Raw genomic sequence first — 17,991 nt, 5'->3', positions numbered from 1 at the left:
ACAAAGGAGGATCAATGGCTAATTTAATTTACTGCGTTGACGACGAGAAAGTTATTACCGATATAGTGAAATTCAATTTAGAAAAAGAGGGCTATGAGGTAGTCGCACTTGCAGATGGCTATGAAGCCCTCAAGGAAGTGGATAAGAAAGCTTGCGATCTAATGCTCTTGGATGTTATGATGCCAGGTATCGACGGTTTTGAAGTTCTAAAGGAACTTAGAAAAAAATATTTCTTCCCTATTATTATGCTTACAGCTAAGGAAGAGGAAGTGGACAAGGTTCTGGGCCTGGAGCTTGGAGCTGATGACTACATTGTAAAACCTTATTCAATGAGAGAGCTTATTGCTAGGGTCAAGGCCAATTTGCGTAGGCTTTCTGTGACCGAAGAGGTTATGGATGACGAGCGCGTCTTTGGCGAACTTGTAATCGACACTGGCAAGTATGAGGTCAGAAAAAATGGCCAGCCAGTAAATCTCACCATGCGTGAGTACGAGCTCTTAAAATATTTATCTGAAAGTCCCAACCAAGTTTTCACCCGCGAGCAACTTTTGCAAGATGTTTGGGGCTACGAATACTATGGTGACATCAGGACAGTTGACGTTACTATTAGGCGTCTCCGTCAAAAAATTGAAGACGAAGCAGATGAAGGTTCCTACAAGTATATAATTACAAAAAGAGGGGCCGGCTACTACTTCGGAGGCTAGGATGAAATCGATCAAGTGGAGGTTTGTTGCCGTTTATTTTCTCTTGGTTTTGGCTGTGCTTTTGGTGGTTGCCTCGTCAATCACCGGCAGGCTGGAAGCTTCTTTGATAGAAGAGAAGAAGGACAACGTCACAAATCAAATTAATTCTTTAATTACTACTGGATTTTCCTTTCAAGATGACATATTAGATCCCAATCAAAGGTGGTTGCAAACCGTCCTTAGCGATCGGGGTTTTCAAAATGATGAAGATATTTACATCATAGGCAGCGAGGATTTTGAAAATATCCTTGCGTCAAAAACTGCAGATGCAATCGACCTGCAGGGCACAAATGTATATACTATTGAGAAACTTAACCCCGCTTTAATAAAGAGGGGTTATTTGGGTGAGAAGGTTTTTGATGTTATAGAAACGGATACCCACAGGGAGGCCCACTTGGTCATTCCTATTGTAAACGAAAGCTCAAACGTCAAGGGCCTGGTCTATTCTGTTATGGACCTTTCAAATATTTCAAACACCATCACCCGGGCTAACAGGATTATGCTTGACTCAGGTTTAATTGCCTTAGGGATCACAATTGTACTTTCCTTTATTATTTCAAACGGAATTACCAGCCCCATTGTAAAGGCGACAGAGGTTGCCAAGAGCATGAGTGAGGGCAATTTTGACGAGCGTATAAAGGTAAAATCAAACGACGAGATGGGTCGTTTCGCAGATATGTTTAACTATTTGGCGGCCGAACTCAAACGCAATATTGAGCGGACGGAGATTGAAAGGGCCAAGTTGGATACCATCTTTAACCAAATGATCGAAGGGGTTGTGGCTATTGACTCCAACAGAAAAATAATTCACTTAAACGACCGGGCCCGCGAACTTTTTGACCAGCCGCTGGATGTAGAACCTAAAAATTTGGATCTCAGACTCGCTGATATGGGCCTTAGCTCAATTAACTTTGCAAATCCATTTTCCCTGGAAGGCGAAGGCGACATTAAACTCCACAACAAGAGTTATAGATTTATTTATGCGCCTTTTGAAGACCGTAACTTAAATGTTGGCGGCGTTATTGTTGTCTACCAAGATATGACCAAGGAGCGTAAGCTGGAAGAAATGAGAAGGGAATTTGTGGCCAATGTTAGCCACGAATTAAAAACGCCAATCACATCTATCAAATCTTATGCGGAAACCCTCATGAAATATCCCGTCGACGAGGAGACCAAGATGAATTTCTTGGAGGTCATCGACCAAGAATCAGACCGGATGGCTCATATTGTTTCGGATTTATTAACTCTGACAACTCTGGAATATTCTTCAGAGGAAAAAGAGCTCAAGCTGGTTAATCTAACAGACATTGCCAAGTCTGCGGCAGAGCGGATGAAGATGTCAATTGCTGATAAAAACCAAGCCCTTTACACTGATTTTTCTGAGGGCCTTTATTCCTATGCCAACGAAGAAGATTTGCTGCAAGTGGTTATAAATTTAATTTCAAATGCAGTTAAGTACACTCCATCGGGTGGAATTATAAATGTAGGAACTTGGACTGACGGTAGAAAGAATTATATTTCTGTCAAGGACAACGGCATGGGTATTGCCAAAAAAGACCAGGCCAGAATTTTTGAAAGATTTTACCGGGTCGAAAAATCCAGGTCGCGGGCCATGGGCGGCACAGGCCTCGGCCTTGCTATAGCCAAGGAAATGGTCGACGCCATGAAGGGCGATATCAGCTTGGAAAGTGAAGTTGCCAAGGGCTCTATCTTTACGATTTCTTTTGCAAGGGAGGATAAGGATGGAGAGGCATAAGACTTTATTTTTAGTTTTCTTGGTCATCCTCTCCTTGTTTTTGTCTTACAAATTGATTTTCGACAAACCAGAGTTGACCCTTGAGACCATCGACGTGGACGAAACGGAAATCATTTGTTATAAACGCATGTACATGGTAAATCCAAACCGCGAACTTCTCACGGAAATTCCAAACAAGGAGATAAACTCCCTTATCGTTTCGTCTTTGGTCGGAGCAAATCCGACAAGGATTGGCGATGAATTGGTCTCGACTGATTTAAAAGACCAGGGCTTTTTAATTATTTCTGCCTTTGACGTGCCTGTGGGCATGCTCTTTGCTTGCTTTAAAGAAAAACTCCCCAAGCTTGACTTTGAAAATTTTGACAGGGCCTTTATATCAAATGAAGGAAAAATTCTCTTGCAAACGGACAAGGGCGTCTTTGAATTTGCATCCAAATACAGCTTGGCCATGCCTATAACCAATGACGAAAAATATGTAGAGGTCGACGAGAGATTTATGCCTACAAAAATCGTGGGCCTAGATTCCTACGCTGATATTGTAAATCCAGTAGACTCATATATTGCAGACGATAGGCAGCAAATTGCAAACGGCTTTTTAAAGAAAGAAGTTGCAGAGATTCGTGAAGACGATTCATATTTGTACGCAAGTAACGATGAATCCTTAAGAATTTTTGAAAACGGGGACATACATTATTTGTCCGTCGACCCACAAGTGGATATCAAACCCAACTTGCACGAGACCTTAAAAGTGCTGAGGGCTTTTATAAAAAAAGTTCCAGCAAATTTTTCAAACTACAGGATTCTAAGCCTTTATGAATCAGAGGACAACACCCTGATTTATCTGGCCAACTCCAGCCTGCCTTTTTTCGTTTCAAATAGTCTGCCGATTACAGTTAATATTTCTGGCGGCAAGGTCACGAGCTTTTATTACAGCTCAAAGTATTTGAAGAAAGCGGATTCACTTTTCGTGGGGGCAGATGCGAGTGACTATAGGAATGCCTTCAAGGACAACAGCGATCCCTTTTTGATTTACACAGAGGCCGAGTCTGACAAGACCAGGGCCATCTTATCCACAATGAGTACGAGGTAGATATGGACTGGGCAAGAGCTAAAACACAACTGATATATGTATTTATTGTTTTAAATATTTTTCTTGGGGCTATGCTGTACAAGCGCCAGCACTCAGCCTATGAAGACTTTGACTTGGCTGAAATTTTAAAGAGCCACGACATTTATTTGGATGCAGAAGTGCCAAAGCCAGCTACTTTTGAAGGCAAGAGTTTGGTTTACAAGGTCTACACAGACGATGAAATCAAGGAGATTTTTTTCGACAAGCCGACTATTAGTGGGACAGAAGAGCTGAAAACTTTTAGCCAAGGGGACATGAGGGTCGATCTTATGCAGGGGAAAAATATCCGCTATACAAATACGCCAAAGCCAGAGGGCAAGCTGATAAAAACTGTTGAGGAAGCCGAGGAAGCCGGCAAGGCTTTTTTAAAAGAAAAATTCGGCGAAGAAAATCTGCGCCTGACCAATTCCGACAACAAGTATGATAGATTTAACTTGGAATTTGAACAAGTCGATCCCAAGACCAATCTCATTTTGGAATTTGCTTATATAAATTTGGTTTTAAATGAAAATGGGGTCGTCAGCATGGACAGGCGGTCCTTTGCTAGAGTTGACAGCGTAAAAAATAATTTAGAAATTAAATATCCCAAGAGAAAGCTCTTAAAACTAATTGACATGACGGGTGTGGCTGGACGAACGGTGACGGGCGTTGAATACTGCTATTCATTTGACCCCAGCGAAATCCCTTATATCAACAACCCAGACAAGGTTTTAAGCGGCGATGCCAAACTTGCCCTCCGTGTAAGTTTGGACAATGGGCGAATCATAATTATAGAATAGAATAGGAGATCTTATGAAATTTTGTTCATTACAAAGTGGGTCCACTGGTAACGTGCAATATATTGAATACAAGGATACAAAAATTTTAGTCGACTGCGGCCTTAATGGCAAGCAGACCGCCAGTCGCTTGGCTATGATAGGCGTTAATATCGACGATATTGACGCTATTTTAATAACCCACGAACACGCCGACCACATCTGCGGAGCTGGCGTAATCAGCAGGCGGCACGACATACCCATCTACGCCACGGCCAAGACCCACGGGGCGGCAGCCACGACTATCAAGGACATTGGCAAGCACAATAGAAGATTTATTGAAGGCGAATTTACCATTAAGGATTTATTTATAAAACCCTTCGCCACCAGCCACGATGCCATCGACCCGATTGGTTTTGCAATTTACGGCAACAAAAAAATTTCCATTATAACGGATACGGGTTTTGTAAGCGAGGAGGCGATGGAAGCCACCAAGGGGTCGACCTTGTTTTTTATAGAAGCCAACCATGATTTAAATATGTTGGAGTATGGGCCTTATCCACTGCATTTGAAGAGAAGGATTGCAAGTACCGAGGGCCATTTATCAAATGTAGCCTGCGCAGAATTTTTAATAAAAAATATAGACAAAAAGACCAAGCAAATCGTCCTTTGTCACTTGTCACACGACAACAACAACGAAGTCTTGGCCCTGATGACGGTTAAAAACATGTTGACAGATGCGGGCATCGACCTGCCAATTTGCATTTCCCATAGGGATGCTATAGGAGAGCTGATAGAATTATGATACAGATAATTGCCACGGGAAAAATCCCCAAAGAATATCGAGTAATTATAAATGATTTAATAAAAAGATCTTCAGTCTACCAAAAAATAGACTTGATTGAGCTCAAGGAAGTCAGCTTAAAATCCGACGAGAGCAATCTGCCAGAAAAACTGACCAAGGAAACCGAGGCCGCATTAAGTCGAACCAAGGGGGAAATTTATATTCTGGACGCAGACGGTAAAATGTTTACGACAGATGAATTTACGGATCTTATAGAAAAAAACGAAAATATCGGACAGACGCTCACCTTTATTATAGGAGGCTCTTACGGCTTTGACCACGATATGATAAAGTCATACAAAAAGATTTCCCTAAGCAAGATGACAATGCTCCACCACATGGCCAGCCTGGTCCTAGTAGAAGCCATTTATCGGGCAGAAAAAACCATGCGGGGGGCCAAGTACGACAAGTAGCTTTAGCACATATTCTTGAAAAAGTACGATCATATATGATAAGCTATAGGCAGGAAATATTTGGGAGGGACTTATGGAAAATAAAAAATTTACAAGAGTAGATGCTTTTTTCCTACCAATAATTATTATCCTCTTGGCTTTAAACTTCACAGTATTCTTCAAGTCTAGAAGGTTTTTAGAAGTAGAGCTCTTGGTGGATAAAAATGAAAAAAGCCAAGTCTATGCGGACATGCACGGAATTCAGCTGAAAAATTTTGTCAATCCAAAATCGCTGACCGATTTTAATATGGCGACAAATCCAATTACACCTTATAGACAGAAACACTCTGAAAATCCTACAAAATATCATAACTTTTTGCGGACAGAACTCGGGGATAGAGAGGCTATAATTGCCTTAGATGGGATGTTCATATGGCCAAACCACTAGTAAAAACTTTAATTTATATAGTCCTAGTCATATTTTTGCTTGGACTTTTTAGGACCATCAAAGAGAGAAATATGATTCAAGAACTAGTAGCAGAAGAGTTTGACTACCAGATCTCAGAAGATGAGCTAAGAATAATAAGGGCAGACGCCAATGCCTTGGCCAATTCGACTTCCCATAATGGAGACCTCAAGTGTCCAGAATTTAAAGACGAAAACTTGTTTTCAGAAAACTTAAGAGACAAGGCAACTTTTGATAAGGATTTTAAACACAACGAAGCGAACAGAAGATACTTAAGAAGCCTGATGAACTCATTGGTAACAGCCATCGACAATAGGGCAGATGAAATCACTTTGGTAAAGACCCTCAAGATAAGATACCGGGGCGTGGAAGTAAAAATCCCCTTCGCCTTTGAATAAAGAATATGTAAAATTAAAAGATGGATCATATCCATCTTTTTTTGTCTGTGTAATATGTGTTGGGAAGCACAACATGAGCAAAAATATACAATCTATTTTTATTTTCTCTTTTTATTATTGTTGGGTTCAAGTCCTTAGTTGTGTAAGTTTAAAATAGAATTATTTATCTTAAAAAATAAAATTCTTTTAATTTATTAGGAGTAAAAGGGGTTTTTGTTAGAAATGTGAGAAAACGAGAGCGATATGTGCTATAATATTTATATACAAGGAGGACAAGATGGTTAAAAAATATAGAAAGCTTTTGGGCTACATAGGACCCTTTAGAAAAAGGCGATTTTGGCTGGTAGTACTTTGCGCAGCTTCGATACTAATCGGCTCTATAATGCCATTTTTCATCGGAAAGCTTGTCAATATGGTAACTGTGAGTGCGCCTATTGCCGAAATTTTAAAATTCGGAGCACTTTTAATCATAATCGGACTTTTAGATGCGACTTTAAACTCGATGCAAAACTACATATGGCATATGTACAGCACGGAGTATTTGAACTATTTCAGAACGATTATGCTCCAAGCTGCGCTCAAAAAGAATGTAAAATTTTTCAAAGAGAATGACGAGGATTTTACCAACAGAATTCTGCACGACACGTCAATTCTTTCGTACGACATTTCAATCGGTTTTCCCATGCTCATTTTAAACGTGCTGAGAATTGGAATTGTCGTGGTTTTGATGTTTTATATGAGTCCGATTCTCACGATTTTACCTCTTTTGATTGTTCCTATATACACGTTCACATTCCATAGAATAGACAAAAAAATAAGAACGGCATCGAACAAAGAGAGACGACTTTTTACAAGAGTTTCCGAAACCGTACAGGAATATTTGAACGGAGTTTTGCAGATAAAAATCAATGGCAAGGAAAAATTTTTCCTCGACAATTTTAAAAACACAATAAATGAATACACGGATTCGGCAAAGGATATAAAAAAATACACCGCAGTAAGTTACGGCGTGGGCGGATTTACAAAGGCGCTCCTTCCGATAGTAGTGCTTATTTCGGGTGCGATTTTAATTATAAAGGGACAACTTACACTTGGCTATCTCTTTGCTTTTTATTCATATCTCGACTTTTTGTACGAGCCTATGACAAATCTTTCGGATTGGTACACGGGTATAAACGTCAGTCTCGGGATGAGCGACAGAGTTTTGAGTTTTCTTGAGGACGATATGGAAGAAGAGAGTGGAGAGAAGATTCAGAGTATAGATTCGATCGAGTTCAAAGACGTTTCTTTTTCGTATGATTCCCAAAAGCCGGTTCTTAAAAACGTGAACTTCAAATTTGAAAAGGGAGACATCGTCGGCATCATTGGACCGTCGGGCTCCGGCAAGTCGACGATTATAGACATTATCTTAAAAATTTGGGACACATATAGCGGAGAGGTCATTGTAAATGACACTGAGCTCAGAAAAATCAATCGTTCGAGCTACTATGACAATCTTTCGCTTGTTGAGCAGGAGCCATTTATTTTCAGAGATACAATTCTTCGAAATATTCAATTTGACAATGAAGTTGTCGACGAAAATGTTTTGAGGGAGAGCGAACTTTCAAATCTTGTAGAGAAAAAAGACGAGAAGCTCAACCACGAGCTTGCAACGAAGGGAGCAAATTTAAGTGGTGGAGAAAAACAAAGAATCGCACTTGCACGCGCTCTTTACAGCGACAAGGACTTAATCATACTTGACGAGTTTACGTCGGCTCTTGACAATGAAACTGAGGATAAAATTGTGCAAAACATAAAAAAGCTTGGCGACGAAGGAAAGATTGTAATTATCATAACGCACAGAAAAAGCCCGCTTTCAATAACGAACAAGATAATCGATTTGGAAAAGTTTTAACCTTGTGCTTCACACAACTAAATACAAAAAAATAAAGCTGTCCAAAGGGGCAGCTTTTTTAAATTCAATATTTTAGATCAACTCTATTTATTTTGCGAGATTTCAGTTGGAGGAAATATTTCTCCAAATGCGTCGACTATTTTGTCGCCGTCAAACATACATCTGATTTTGTAACTCTTTTTTGCGATTTCCGCATTTGATTTGCTTTTTATAAACAAAAAATTGCTATTCTTGAAAATATACTATTATCTCTTTGCTAACTTATTTCTAAATTTCTTTATAAATTTAATTCTCAATTTTATTCATAACATACTATTAATATTCATACTTAAAAAGACAAATTTTAAAAACAGATACATCTAATGGGAGAGTGATAACTTTTATCAATTGCCGAGTAGAATGCTTTTGTTTATCTTTTACTTTTTTATTTTTTGAATTTAGCTTGTTTATAAAAATACACTTATTTATAAAGAATAGAATTGTTTATAAAAATAGAGTTATTTATCTTAAAAAATAAAATCCATTTAATTTATTAAAAGTAAAAGGGTTTTTATTTGACCCACGTTCGCTTGCTCAACCCACTAAAGTGAACAATAAAAATTTGTGGTTTTATTTCCACAACTCTTAGCAGAGGTCAATTTTTTATGGGAGACAAAAAGTAATTCATTTTAAAAAAATAAAACCGCTTTACTGTTAAAAGTACAACGGTTTTTTAATTAATCTTAAGCTTTGGCTTTTTCTTGGGCTTGGTCTAATTGCAATTGGTAGAGCCTGTAGTAGTAGCCGTGCTTTTCCATGAGTTCATGGTGGTTGCCGACTTCGACTATGCGGCCCTTGTTCATTACTATGATCCTATCCATGTCGGATACGGTTGATAGTCTGTGGGCGATTGCAATCGTGGTCCTATTTTTCATGAGCTCTTGGAGACCCTCTTGGATGAGGAGCTCTGTTTCCGTATCGATGCTGGCGGTTGCCTCGTCGAGGATTAGGATTTCCGGATCTCTGAGGATGGTCCGCGCAAAGCTGAGGAGTTGGCGTTCACCAGTTGATAGTGTAGATCCACGTTCTTCGACCCGTGTGTCGTAAGTGTTTGAGAGTTTTTGGATAAAGTCGTCCGCACGCACGCGCTTGGCTGCGTCTTTGATTTCGTCCATGGAGTAGTCCTTGCCTAGGGTGATATTGTATTTGATATCGCCCGAGAATAAAAATACATCTTGGAGGACGAAGCCCAAACGCTTTCTCAAAACTGCTGGGTCCATGGTCCTGATGTCCACGCCATCAATTGTAATTGAGCCCGAATCTATATCCCAAAATCTTGCAAGTAGTGATAAAATCGAAGACTTGCCAGCGCCTGTTGCTCCAACGAAGGCGACTGATTCGCCTTTTTTAATCTTGAAGGAAATGTCGTTTAAGACTTGCTCGCCTGGTATATAAGAGAAGTTTACATTTCTAAATTCAATGTCGCCCAGGTCTGCAGGAATATTATTTTTTTCGTATTCAGGCAGGGCCTTGATGCCTGTGTCTGTGTCCAAGATATCTACAATCTTTTCAACAGAGGCCATGGCCATTTGCAGGATATTATATTTTTCTGCCATGTCCATAATTGGCATGAAAAACCTTTTTAGATAAGTTATAAAGAGGAAGAGGGTACCAAACTCGATATTGTCTTGGATAACTTGGCCGCCTCCGTAGTAGATCAAAAATGCCTCGCCCAGTGACCGAATGATTTCGATTGCTGGCCTAAAGAGGGCGTGGTTTCGAACGTTTTTTAGGACCGTATTTAGGTAGCCGGAGTTTTGGTCGTCAAACTTTCTGGCCATTTTTTCTTCCTTGCCAAAGATGCTAATAACAGACATACCGCTTAGGTATTCGTTAAGAGTCGAATTAATTCGTGAGAGTTTAGCTCTGGCGACTTGGAAGACCTTGAACTGAATGTTTCTAAAGAAAATTGAAATGGCCACAATAACTGGCAAGAGCAAGAAGCACATGAGGGCCAGCTTGTAATTGAGCCTCAGCATAAGGATCATAATGCCGATTACGATACCAAGGTCTGCGACAAAGCTTACCATTACGTTGGAATAAAATTCAGATAGGTTTTGCGTATCGGAAGTAACTCTTGTAAGCAAGCTGCCGACTGGTTTTTTGTTGAAGAAAGCTGAAGATTGACGAATGATATGGTCAAAGACTTGCTTTCTAATATCGTAAATAATCTTGGATCCAGTTTGCCCTAAGAGGAAGTTAAACCACCAGGTAAAGATAAAGTTAAAGAGGATTACCAGGATAAATAATAGAGTGATTTTTATAATTGCTTCGTTGTCCCTCTTTCTGATGTCTAGATAATCGTCGTGGTTAATGTCCTCATAGGCCTCACCGTTTTTAAGAAGCGTGTGTTCTTGGCCCTTGGTCTCTATTGTATAATAAACCGTGTCCTCGCTGTAAGCGGATTTTTCTTTGGGGTGGACGCGTAGATAATTTTTCCCGTTAATTGGAATTGTATCTTCGTTTGCCTTTTCAACCTCAACCATTGATACAATATCGCCTGAGATATAATCGTCGATGGCGACTTTGACCAAATATGGATTTATTAGTTCGAGGACTGTTGAAAATGCTACCAAGATAAGGGCCAAGATAAGTGGTTTTACATATGGCCTTGCAAAGCTCAAGAGGTGCTTCATCAAGGATTTTTTATTTTTATTTTCTGTTTTACTCATCCCATGCCTCCATTTCGCTTTCCAAGAGTTGGTTTTGATACATCTCGTTGTATTCGCCGTCCAGCTCAACCAACTGGTCGTGGTTACCGCGCTCTTTGATAGCCCCGTCTTCTAAGAATAAAATCTCGTCAGCGTTTTTGATTGTAGAAATTCTGTGGGCCACAATAATCATGGTCGATTGCAATTTTGCAATTTGTTCTAGAATTACTTTTTCTGTATCCGTATCAACAGCTGACAAGCTGTCGTCAAGGACCAAGAGTTTTGGATTTTTAATCAGGGCCCGAGCAATGGAAACCCTTTGCTTTTGGCCGCCTGATAAGGTGACGCCCCTTTCACCCAAGATGGTATCGAAGCCTTTTTTAAAGCTAGTGATGTCATTGTAGACTCCACTCATCTTGGCTGCGTCTTCTATATATTTTTGATCAATCTCTTCGTCAAAGGCGAAGGCGATATTTTCAGCTATGGATTCGCTAAAGAGGAAGTTATCTTGGGGTACATAGCCGGCTTTTTCTGTCAGCATATTTAAATCCAAGTCTGCCACATTTACGCCGTCGATTAAAATTTCCCCCTCATCAGGCAAGTATTCTCTAAAAATTAATTTTAAAATTGTCGACTTGGATGAACCAGTTTTGCCTACAAGAGCAAGTGACTTGCCGTCTTCCAGTTTAAAGGAAACATTTCTTAGAGCATATCTGTTAGACGTTGGATATTTAAAGGAAACATTTTTAAATTCCACGCTGGCCTTATTCATTGGAAGGGCGATTGGATTTTCAGGTTCTTTGATTTTGGGCTCGACCTTGAGCATAGATTTAATTCTTTCCATACCAACGCTGCCTTGTTGGATCATATTTATAATCATGCCCAAGCTCCTGGCTGGCCACATGATAATGCCAACGTATGAATAGTGGGCGATAAAGTCACCCAGACTGATAGTCCCGTTTATAACATAACGTGCGCCCAGATAAATTACCAGCATGTAGCTAAGGCCCGACATCAAAACCATCAGAGGAAATAAAAAGGTTGTCTTTTTTATAACAGTGACATTCTTTTTGTAATAATTTTGATTGGCTTCTTCAAATCTATCGTTGGCGTGGTCCTCTTCGACAAAGGCCTTGATAACTTGGATGCCCGAAAAAGCTTCAGTGGTTGTGTCGGATAATTTTGCATAGGCGACCTGCCTGTCCTTAAAAATTTTAAAAAACATTCCTCCGTAAGAAATAATTAGGGCAGCAGAAAAAGGCACAGGAATTAAAGTAAGTAGAGTTAACTTGAGGCCAGAAGTCCTAATCATCATTACAAGAGTAAAAATCAGCATAAATGAAGAGTCCACGCTCATCATAATGCCTTGGCCTGTAAAGTTGCGAATTGCATTTATATCGTTGGTGGCATAGGCCATGAGGTCTCCAACCTTGTTGTGATTGTAAAAGTCCCTGTCCATACCCAGCCAGTGCTCAAAAAGCTCTTTTCGAATATCGTATTCAATCCGCCTGGCTGAACCAAAGAGGCAAACCCTCCAAAAATATCTGCCGATTGACATTAATACTGCTGCACCCAAAGTTAATAGGGCGTAAGTTACTAGCCTATCTTTGGTGAGCATACCGTTTTGATAATCGTTGGCGAAATTTCTCATAATTTGTGGCACATAAATAACGGTTGTATCTATAACTATCAGCCACAAAATACCGATAATATATTTATTCCAATAAGGTTTCATATATCGTGAAACCGATTTTAAAAATTTCATTTCTCTTCCTCCTCTCAAGTAATAATAATATAAATGTAAGAAAAAATCAAGTTCGAATATCGAAATAAATATTTTTTTATCAATACGCTTGATAATTTTACTTGTTTAAATTAAATTTTAATGGGGTAAATAAGAAATAACGACAGGGAAACTGCCGAAAATATTTCAAAACACAAGGAGGAAAATTATGAAAATAATTGACATGATTGAAGCAAAAGTTAGAGAAGATAGAAGAAAGAAATTATTGGAAAACGCAGGAAAGGTTGTACTTGGTTTAACAACAGGTCTAGCAATCGGAGGAGCTGCTGGTGTTTTGTTTGCACCAAAATCAGGTGAAGAAACCAGAGAAGACATCAAAGAATTCTATGGCGAACAAAAAGAAAAAGTAAAAGACGGTTACAACAAAACTGTTACAAAGATTAACGAAGAAAAAGCAAAATTAGCTGAAGGCGCCAAGGAAAAAATGGACGAAGTAGCTAGCAAGGCCCTAGACGCTGCTGAAGATGTAGTAGATAAGGCTGATGAAAAAGTAGCAGATGCTAAAGAAAAAACAGAAAAAGCAAAGGAAAAAGTCCAAGAAGAAAAGAAAAATACTAAGTAAGGAGTGATACAATGATTTTAGGAGCTGTAATGGTAACGGACGTACTCCTTTGGATTTTAATTTTGGCAGGTGCCTTTGCACTTGTAGCCCTAGGCATTATGTTTGTAAAGCTGTCAAAGACCCTTTCACAGGTCAACAAAATTGCGGAAGACAACAAGAGAAACATAGACGATAGTCTAAACCAATTGCCACAAGTAATTGCGAATGTTGATGACATCACGATAAGCGTTGCAAATCTATTGGAAGATTCCGAACCAGAAATAAAAAAGATTTTAGCAAATGTATCAAGTGTATCCGATAAGGCTGTTGGTATTACAAACTCAGCTGAACAAGCTGTGGACTCTGTAACAACAGGAGTAGTTGGAGTTGTAAACGGCATTGCAAATCTGGGCAACAAGACAGTAGACTCAGTTGATCATGCAATTGACAATTTGAAACTCTTGGGAGCCAACACAAAATTAGGATTTCTAAAAACTAAAGAAAGCGGATTAAATAAAATAGCAGACTTTCTAACATCTATTAGAAGATTCTTCAATTAATACACACACGCCTGGATAATGTTACAATTGTGTTAAATTTATTCAAAAGGCGTGTGTTTTTAATTGAAATATTTATATATTAGTGTATAATATAGGTAAGAAATATTTATAATGCTTGGGAAAGACCCAAGTTTTTATAAACAAAAGGAGGATAATATGAAAAAATTTTTATGTATTGCTATTGCACTTCTAATGGTCTTAGCTCTACTACCAGCAGGAATATATGCTGAAGAGCCTACAGAAGAAGAAAAAGCAAAAGAAAATTTAGAATTTGCAATTAATGACGCAAAAAAGGCTAAAGATGAGGCAAAAGTAATAGATGATAAGACTGAAGCTGAAGTTGAAAAAGGAATTAAATTTGTAACATCAGCTGAAATGAAGGCTTTGACAGATGAAATTTCAGATGCAGAAGCTGTAAAAGATGCTGAAGGTAAGACTGCGGATGAATTAAATTCTGAAACATTTAATCTTATTAATGCTACAAGCACTTTTAGGGCGAAAATTAAGACGGGCACAAAGGAAGAAGTTAAACCAGAACCAAAACCTGAACCAAAGCCGGAAAATAAAACCACTACACTCACAATTTATTTAAACTACAGCACAAGCGATTCATCAACTACAAGTAAGACTCTATTAAATGGATCAACTTTGGCTGATGTTGATCTTTCAAGGGATGGCTATAGATTAAATGGTTTTTCATATAGCAGCAGTGGAAGTCTACTTTCTTCTAGCACAAAAGTAGAAGATGTAGTAAGCGCTTTATTTGCTCAATGGACTTATGTTGGCTATCCATCTACACCAAGATATCGCAATTATGGTTATTACAGACCAGCTTCATTGGAATACACAATGGATAAGGCCAAGGCTTTCAAAAATTCTTACCCAACACAAATTGCAAACGCAAGCTATGCTGCAAGAACAGAATTTAATTCAGCTTACAGCGATGTAGCTGATATGTATAACAATAAGTACTGGGGATATTATGATGGCAGATACAACGATGGTTATTACTATGGTGACAGAGTTTACTACAGAAATGGCAATTGGTATACTTTTGATGAATATGTAAGTCGCTATGGCACATATGATATGGAAAACTACAGAAGATATGGTTACTATGGTGACTACTATGATGGTTACTATGAAGACCTTTATGAAAGAAATGGAAAAGTTTATTCATACAGCGATTACTACAGAACTTTTGGTAGATACCCATACGAATCTGAAAGATTAAAATATAGAGATGGCTATGGCTACTGGGATCCATACTATGGTTGGACATACGATGGATACTATAATGGCTACTATGATTACTACGGATCAAACTATCGTGCAAGACTTGAAAGATTGATCGATGCTATCAGAGCTATTGCTAGAGAATATCCTACAAATTCATCAATCTATATCAACTACTCAGGACTTGCTTATCCATCATACTCAAGTGACTATTACTATGGTTATGATTACTATGGATACAATGGTCTAACATCAAGCCAAGTTAAAAATATGAGAGATCTTATTTCAAAGGCTGAAAAAGTTAGAGGCGAAGTCAAGGGCAATGTTGACAAGCAAATCGTAAACAATTTACAAGCAGCTATTGATGATGGCTACCGTGCTCTTAGAGGCAGATCATCATATTCAACAGCTTACAACAATTTGGAAGCTGCTATTAACGCTGCAGATTTAGTAGATAATACAATTTATATTAGAAGTGCTTATATGCAAGGTACTTCTAACGGAAACTTTGGTCCTAACGAACAATTAACCAGGGCTCAAGTTGCACAAATCGTTGCAAATCTTCTAAGACAATCTGGCAAGACAACAGTTTACAATCCAAAACAATACAAGGATGTTGAAGACTACAGATGGTACAAGGGAGCTGTTGATTTAGTAACATCATACGGCATTATGGAAGGTACTCCTGCAGGCAACTTTGAACCAAACAGATTGGTTACAAAGGCTGAACTTGTTGTTACAGCAGCTAGACTTAAAAACTATCAAACAACTCCAGGTAATGTATTTGGTCTAACAAGCCACTACTGGGCTCAAGGTTATATCCAAACAGCTTATGTAAACGGCTGGCTCGATACCAAGAATGGTTTTGTACCAAACGCTCCAATCACCAGAGCTGAAACAGTTCACATCTTTAACGGTGCTCTAGGCTATGGTCCAGACCAAGATTATATTATCAAGTATGCAAATCAAATGAATAAATTCAACGACGTAACACGCGGTATGGATTATTACTTTGATATTATTACAGCTACAAACTCAATTTCCTACAAGGTAAAATTAAACGGAAACAGAGTTTGGTTAACTCACATGCAACCTAACGGTATTTGGGCTATGCCTCAATACTCAGCAGGTGGAGTTGCTGTCAATCCTTTAAACTAATCCTCTTGATTAGCAAATAAATTTTAAATCACAAGAGCCCCGGCAGATAGCCGGGGCTCTTTTTTGTTGGATGAAAATAATAAAAATTGAGGCGATTTTTCCCACAACCACTCACCCTAAAGGGAATCGTGGCTGTGGCGGTCCACATAAAGATGGACCCTACTTTCCTTCTGATAAATTTCACAATTAATATAAGGATTGAGGCTATATAATTTTTGATTTTTGATAATAAATTATTCATTAAAACCCATAAAATAAATTTATTTTTCCCCTTTTCCCCTTCAGATTTCCTGTGGCTTGATTTTTTTGAGCCGTAGTTGTATAATGTACAAGACATGGTGAAGCAACCGATGAGAGGGGGGAAGAGTATGTCAGAAATCAGAGTAGGAGAAAACGAATCTCTAGACAGTGCCTTAAAACGTTTTAAAAGACAATGTGCACGTGCAGGTGTATTGGGAGAAATTAGAAAAAGAGAACACTACGAAAAACCTAGCGTTAAAAGAAAAAACAAGGCTATAGCTGCTAAGAAGAAAAAACGTAGAGGATTTTAATAATGTCACTTAAAGATATATTGATGGAAGATCTCAAGACTTCCATGAAAGAAAAAGATAATCTAAGAAAAAACACAATCACCATGCTCAGGTCTCGCATTAAGCAATATGAAGTTGATAATCGAGAAGATGCTAATGATGATCTCATTATGCAAATGATTCAAAAAGAATTGAAAGAGCGTTCCGACACGCTTGAATCTCTTAAAGATTCCAACCGCGATGACCTAATCGAAGATACCAAGGCTGAGATTGCAATCTTGGAAAAATATCTTCCTAAGCAATTGTCTGACGACGAGCTGGCAGAAATTATCGAAAAGATAATAGCTGAAACCAAGGCCGAATCCATCAAGGATATGGGCAAGGTTATGGCAAGTGCTAAAGAACAAATCGGCTCTCGCGCGACCCCTAAGAGAATGTCGGAAATAATAAAAGAAAAATTAAGTTCCAAGAATTAATAAAAAGCTTGGAGCTTTTTTTGTGGAGGGATTTTTTGCAACCCTGCCCAAGAGGTCAATTAAAAAACGAGGCGGAAAATTGTAGCGGCTACCTTTTGGTATGATACATGCAAAGTAGACAGTCTAATTAATTAAAAACACATAAAAAGGAGAAAAAATGGGGAAAATTAAATTTGACTTAGAAACAAAAATACAAGCATGTAAAGAATACGAAAAAGGAAACAAATCATTCATAGAAATAGCCAAGGAAATAAATGCAGGAGATACAACTGTCGCCTCATGGTATGTAAAGTACAAGGAAAAAGGAGAAGAGGCTCTAAAGTCAAGAACTTCAAACGGAAGTTTTTCAAAAGAATTTACAATGGAAGGGTTTTTTGGTACATTAAAGGCAGAGATGTTTTATGGTAAAGAGTTTAATTCTTTAGAAGAATTAAAAGAAAGAATTATGAATTACATTGAGTTTTACAACAACGAGAGGTTCCAGAAAAGATTAAACTGCATGGCTCCGTTGGAGTACAGAGAGTATGCAGTTTAAATATGTGTTTTTAATTAATTGTTGTGTCTACTTGACAAGGGGCAGTTCACTTTATGGTAGCCACCGCCTCGTATAAAAATTGAC

17 protein-coding genes are annotated in these 17,991 nt (G+C 38.6%); 15 read left to right on the top strand and 2 right to left on the bottom strand.

Annotation, left to right across the window (positions count from 1 at the left end):
* The first annotated feature begins 14 nt into the window (after positions 1-14).
* From CUU59_RS05740 to CUU59_RS05700, 9 genes are all read left to right on the top strand, one after another.
* A complete protein-coding gene (locus tag CUU59_RS05740) occupies positions 15-704 on the top strand; it encodes a response regulator (protein WP_075574570.1) in 690 nt (229 codons plus the stop codon).
* Position 705: 1 nt separating this feature from the next.
* Entirely contained in the window at positions 706-2,499 is a 1,794-nt protein-coding gene (locus tag CUU59_RS05735) for an ATP-binding protein (protein WP_099951036.1), read from the top strand.
* Complete coding sequence (locus tag CUU59_RS05730; protein WP_099951035.1) at positions 2,486-3,589, top strand: hypothetical protein; 1,104 nt, start codon at positions 2,486-2,488, stop codon at positions 3,587-3,589. Before CUU59_RS05735 ends, CUU59_RS05730 begins: the two co-directional genes overlap by 14 nt.
* A gap of 2 nt (positions 3,590-3,591) precedes the next feature.
* The gene (locus tag CUU59_RS05725) at positions 3,592-4,407 is read left to right on the top strand and encodes a two-component system regulatory protein YycI (protein ID WP_099951034.1); all 816 of its coding nucleotides are present in this window, start codon (positions 3,592-3,594) and stop codon (positions 4,405-4,407) included.
* A gap of 13 nt (positions 4,408-4,420) precedes the next feature.
* A complete protein-coding gene (locus tag CUU59_RS05720; RefSeq protein WP_075574574.1) occupies positions 4,421-5,188 on the top strand; it encodes an MBL fold metallo-hydrolase in 768 nt (255 codons plus the stop codon).
* Positions 5,185-5,640, top strand: a complete 456-nt coding sequence (locus CUU59_RS05715; protein ID WP_099951033.1) for a 23S rRNA (pseudouridine(1915)-N(3))-methyltransferase RlmH — start codon at positions 5,185-5,187, stop codon at positions 5,638-5,640. Before CUU59_RS05720 ends, CUU59_RS05715 begins: the two co-directional genes overlap by 4 nt.
* Before the next feature lie 73 nt (positions 5,641-5,713).
* Positions 5,714-6,067, top strand: a complete 354-nt coding sequence (locus CUU59_RS05710) for a hypothetical protein (RefSeq protein ID WP_099951032.1) — start codon at positions 5,714-5,716, stop codon at positions 6,065-6,067.
* Positions 6,052-6,483: a hypothetical protein gene (locus tag CUU59_RS05705; RefSeq protein WP_099951031.1), complete on the top strand. Its 432-nt coding sequence runs from the start codon at positions 6,052-6,054 to the stop codon at positions 6,481-6,483. Before CUU59_RS05710 ends, CUU59_RS05705 begins: the two co-directional genes overlap by 16 nt.
* Before the next feature lie 277 nt (positions 6,484-6,760).
* A complete protein-coding gene (locus CUU59_RS05700; protein WP_099951030.1) occupies positions 6,761-8,377 on the top strand; it encodes an ABC transporter ATP-binding protein in 1,617 nt (538 codons plus the stop codon).
* A gap of 722 nt (positions 8,378-9,099) precedes the next feature.
* On the opposite strand, the gene CUU59_RS05695 is transcribed toward CUU59_RS05700, so the two are convergent.
* Both CUU59_RS05695 and CUU59_RS05690 read right to left on the bottom strand, forming a co-directional pair.
* Entirely contained in the window at positions 9,100-11,088 is a 1,989-nt protein-coding gene (locus tag CUU59_RS05695; RefSeq protein WP_099951029.1) for an ABC transporter ATP-binding protein, read from the bottom strand.
* Positions 11,081-12,832 (bottom strand): ABC transporter ATP-binding protein, encoded by a 1,752-nt coding sequence (locus CUU59_RS05690; RefSeq protein ID WP_099951028.1) that lies wholly within the window; start codon positions 12,830-12,832, stop codon positions 11,081-11,083. The genes CUU59_RS05695 and CUU59_RS05690 overlap by 8 nt, the downstream gene beginning before the upstream one ends.
* 187 nt (positions 12,833-13,019) lie before the next feature.
* Between CUU59_RS05690 and CUU59_RS05685 the strand changes: the two genes are divergently transcribed.
* The 6 genes from CUU59_RS05685 (at position 13,020) to CUU59_RS05660 (ending at position 17,907) form a co-directional block, all read left to right on the top strand.
* Complete coding sequence (locus tag CUU59_RS05685; protein WP_099951027.1) at positions 13,020-13,433, top strand: YtxH domain-containing protein; 414 nt, start codon at positions 13,020-13,022, stop codon at positions 13,431-13,433.
* 11 nt (positions 13,434-13,444) lie between these two features.
* Positions 13,445-13,972 carry a DUF948 domain-containing protein gene (locus tag CUU59_RS05680; RefSeq protein ID WP_099951026.1) on the top strand — a complete coding sequence of 176 codons (528 nt, stop codon included), beginning with the start codon at positions 13,445-13,447 and terminating at the stop codon, positions 13,970-13,972.
* A 156-nt stretch (positions 13,973-14,128) separates the two neighbouring features.
* Complete coding sequence (locus CUU59_RS05675) at positions 14,129-16,366, top strand: S-layer homology domain-containing protein (protein ID WP_169922873.1); 2,238 nt, start codon at positions 14,129-14,131, stop codon at positions 16,364-16,366.
* Between the two features lie 368 nt (positions 16,367-16,734).
* Positions 16,735-16,917, top strand: a complete 183-nt coding sequence (rpsU, locus tag CUU59_RS05670) for a 30S ribosomal protein S21 (protein WP_075574584.1) — start codon at positions 16,735-16,737, stop codon at positions 16,915-16,917.
* 2 nt (positions 16,918-16,919) lie between these two features.
* Positions 16,920-17,372: a GatB/YqeY domain-containing protein gene (locus CUU59_RS05665; protein ID WP_099951024.1), complete on the top strand. Its 453-nt coding sequence runs from the start codon at positions 16,920-16,922 to the stop codon at positions 17,370-17,372.
* A gap of 157 nt (positions 17,373-17,529) precedes the next feature.
* Entirely contained in the window at positions 17,530-17,907 is a 378-nt protein-coding gene (locus CUU59_RS05660; RefSeq protein ID WP_099951023.1) for an IS3 family transposase, read from the top strand.
* Positions 17,908-17,991 lie beyond the last annotated feature (84 nt).

It is taken from the genome of Ezakiella peruensis (assembly GCF_900215725.1).
Classification (GTDB): Bacteria; Bacillota; Clostridia; order Tissierellales; family Peptoniphilaceae; genus Ezakiella; species Ezakiella peruensis.
The sequence above is the reverse complement of the archived record's forward strand: the minus strand, read 5'-3'. Positions and strand labels throughout refer to the sequence as shown.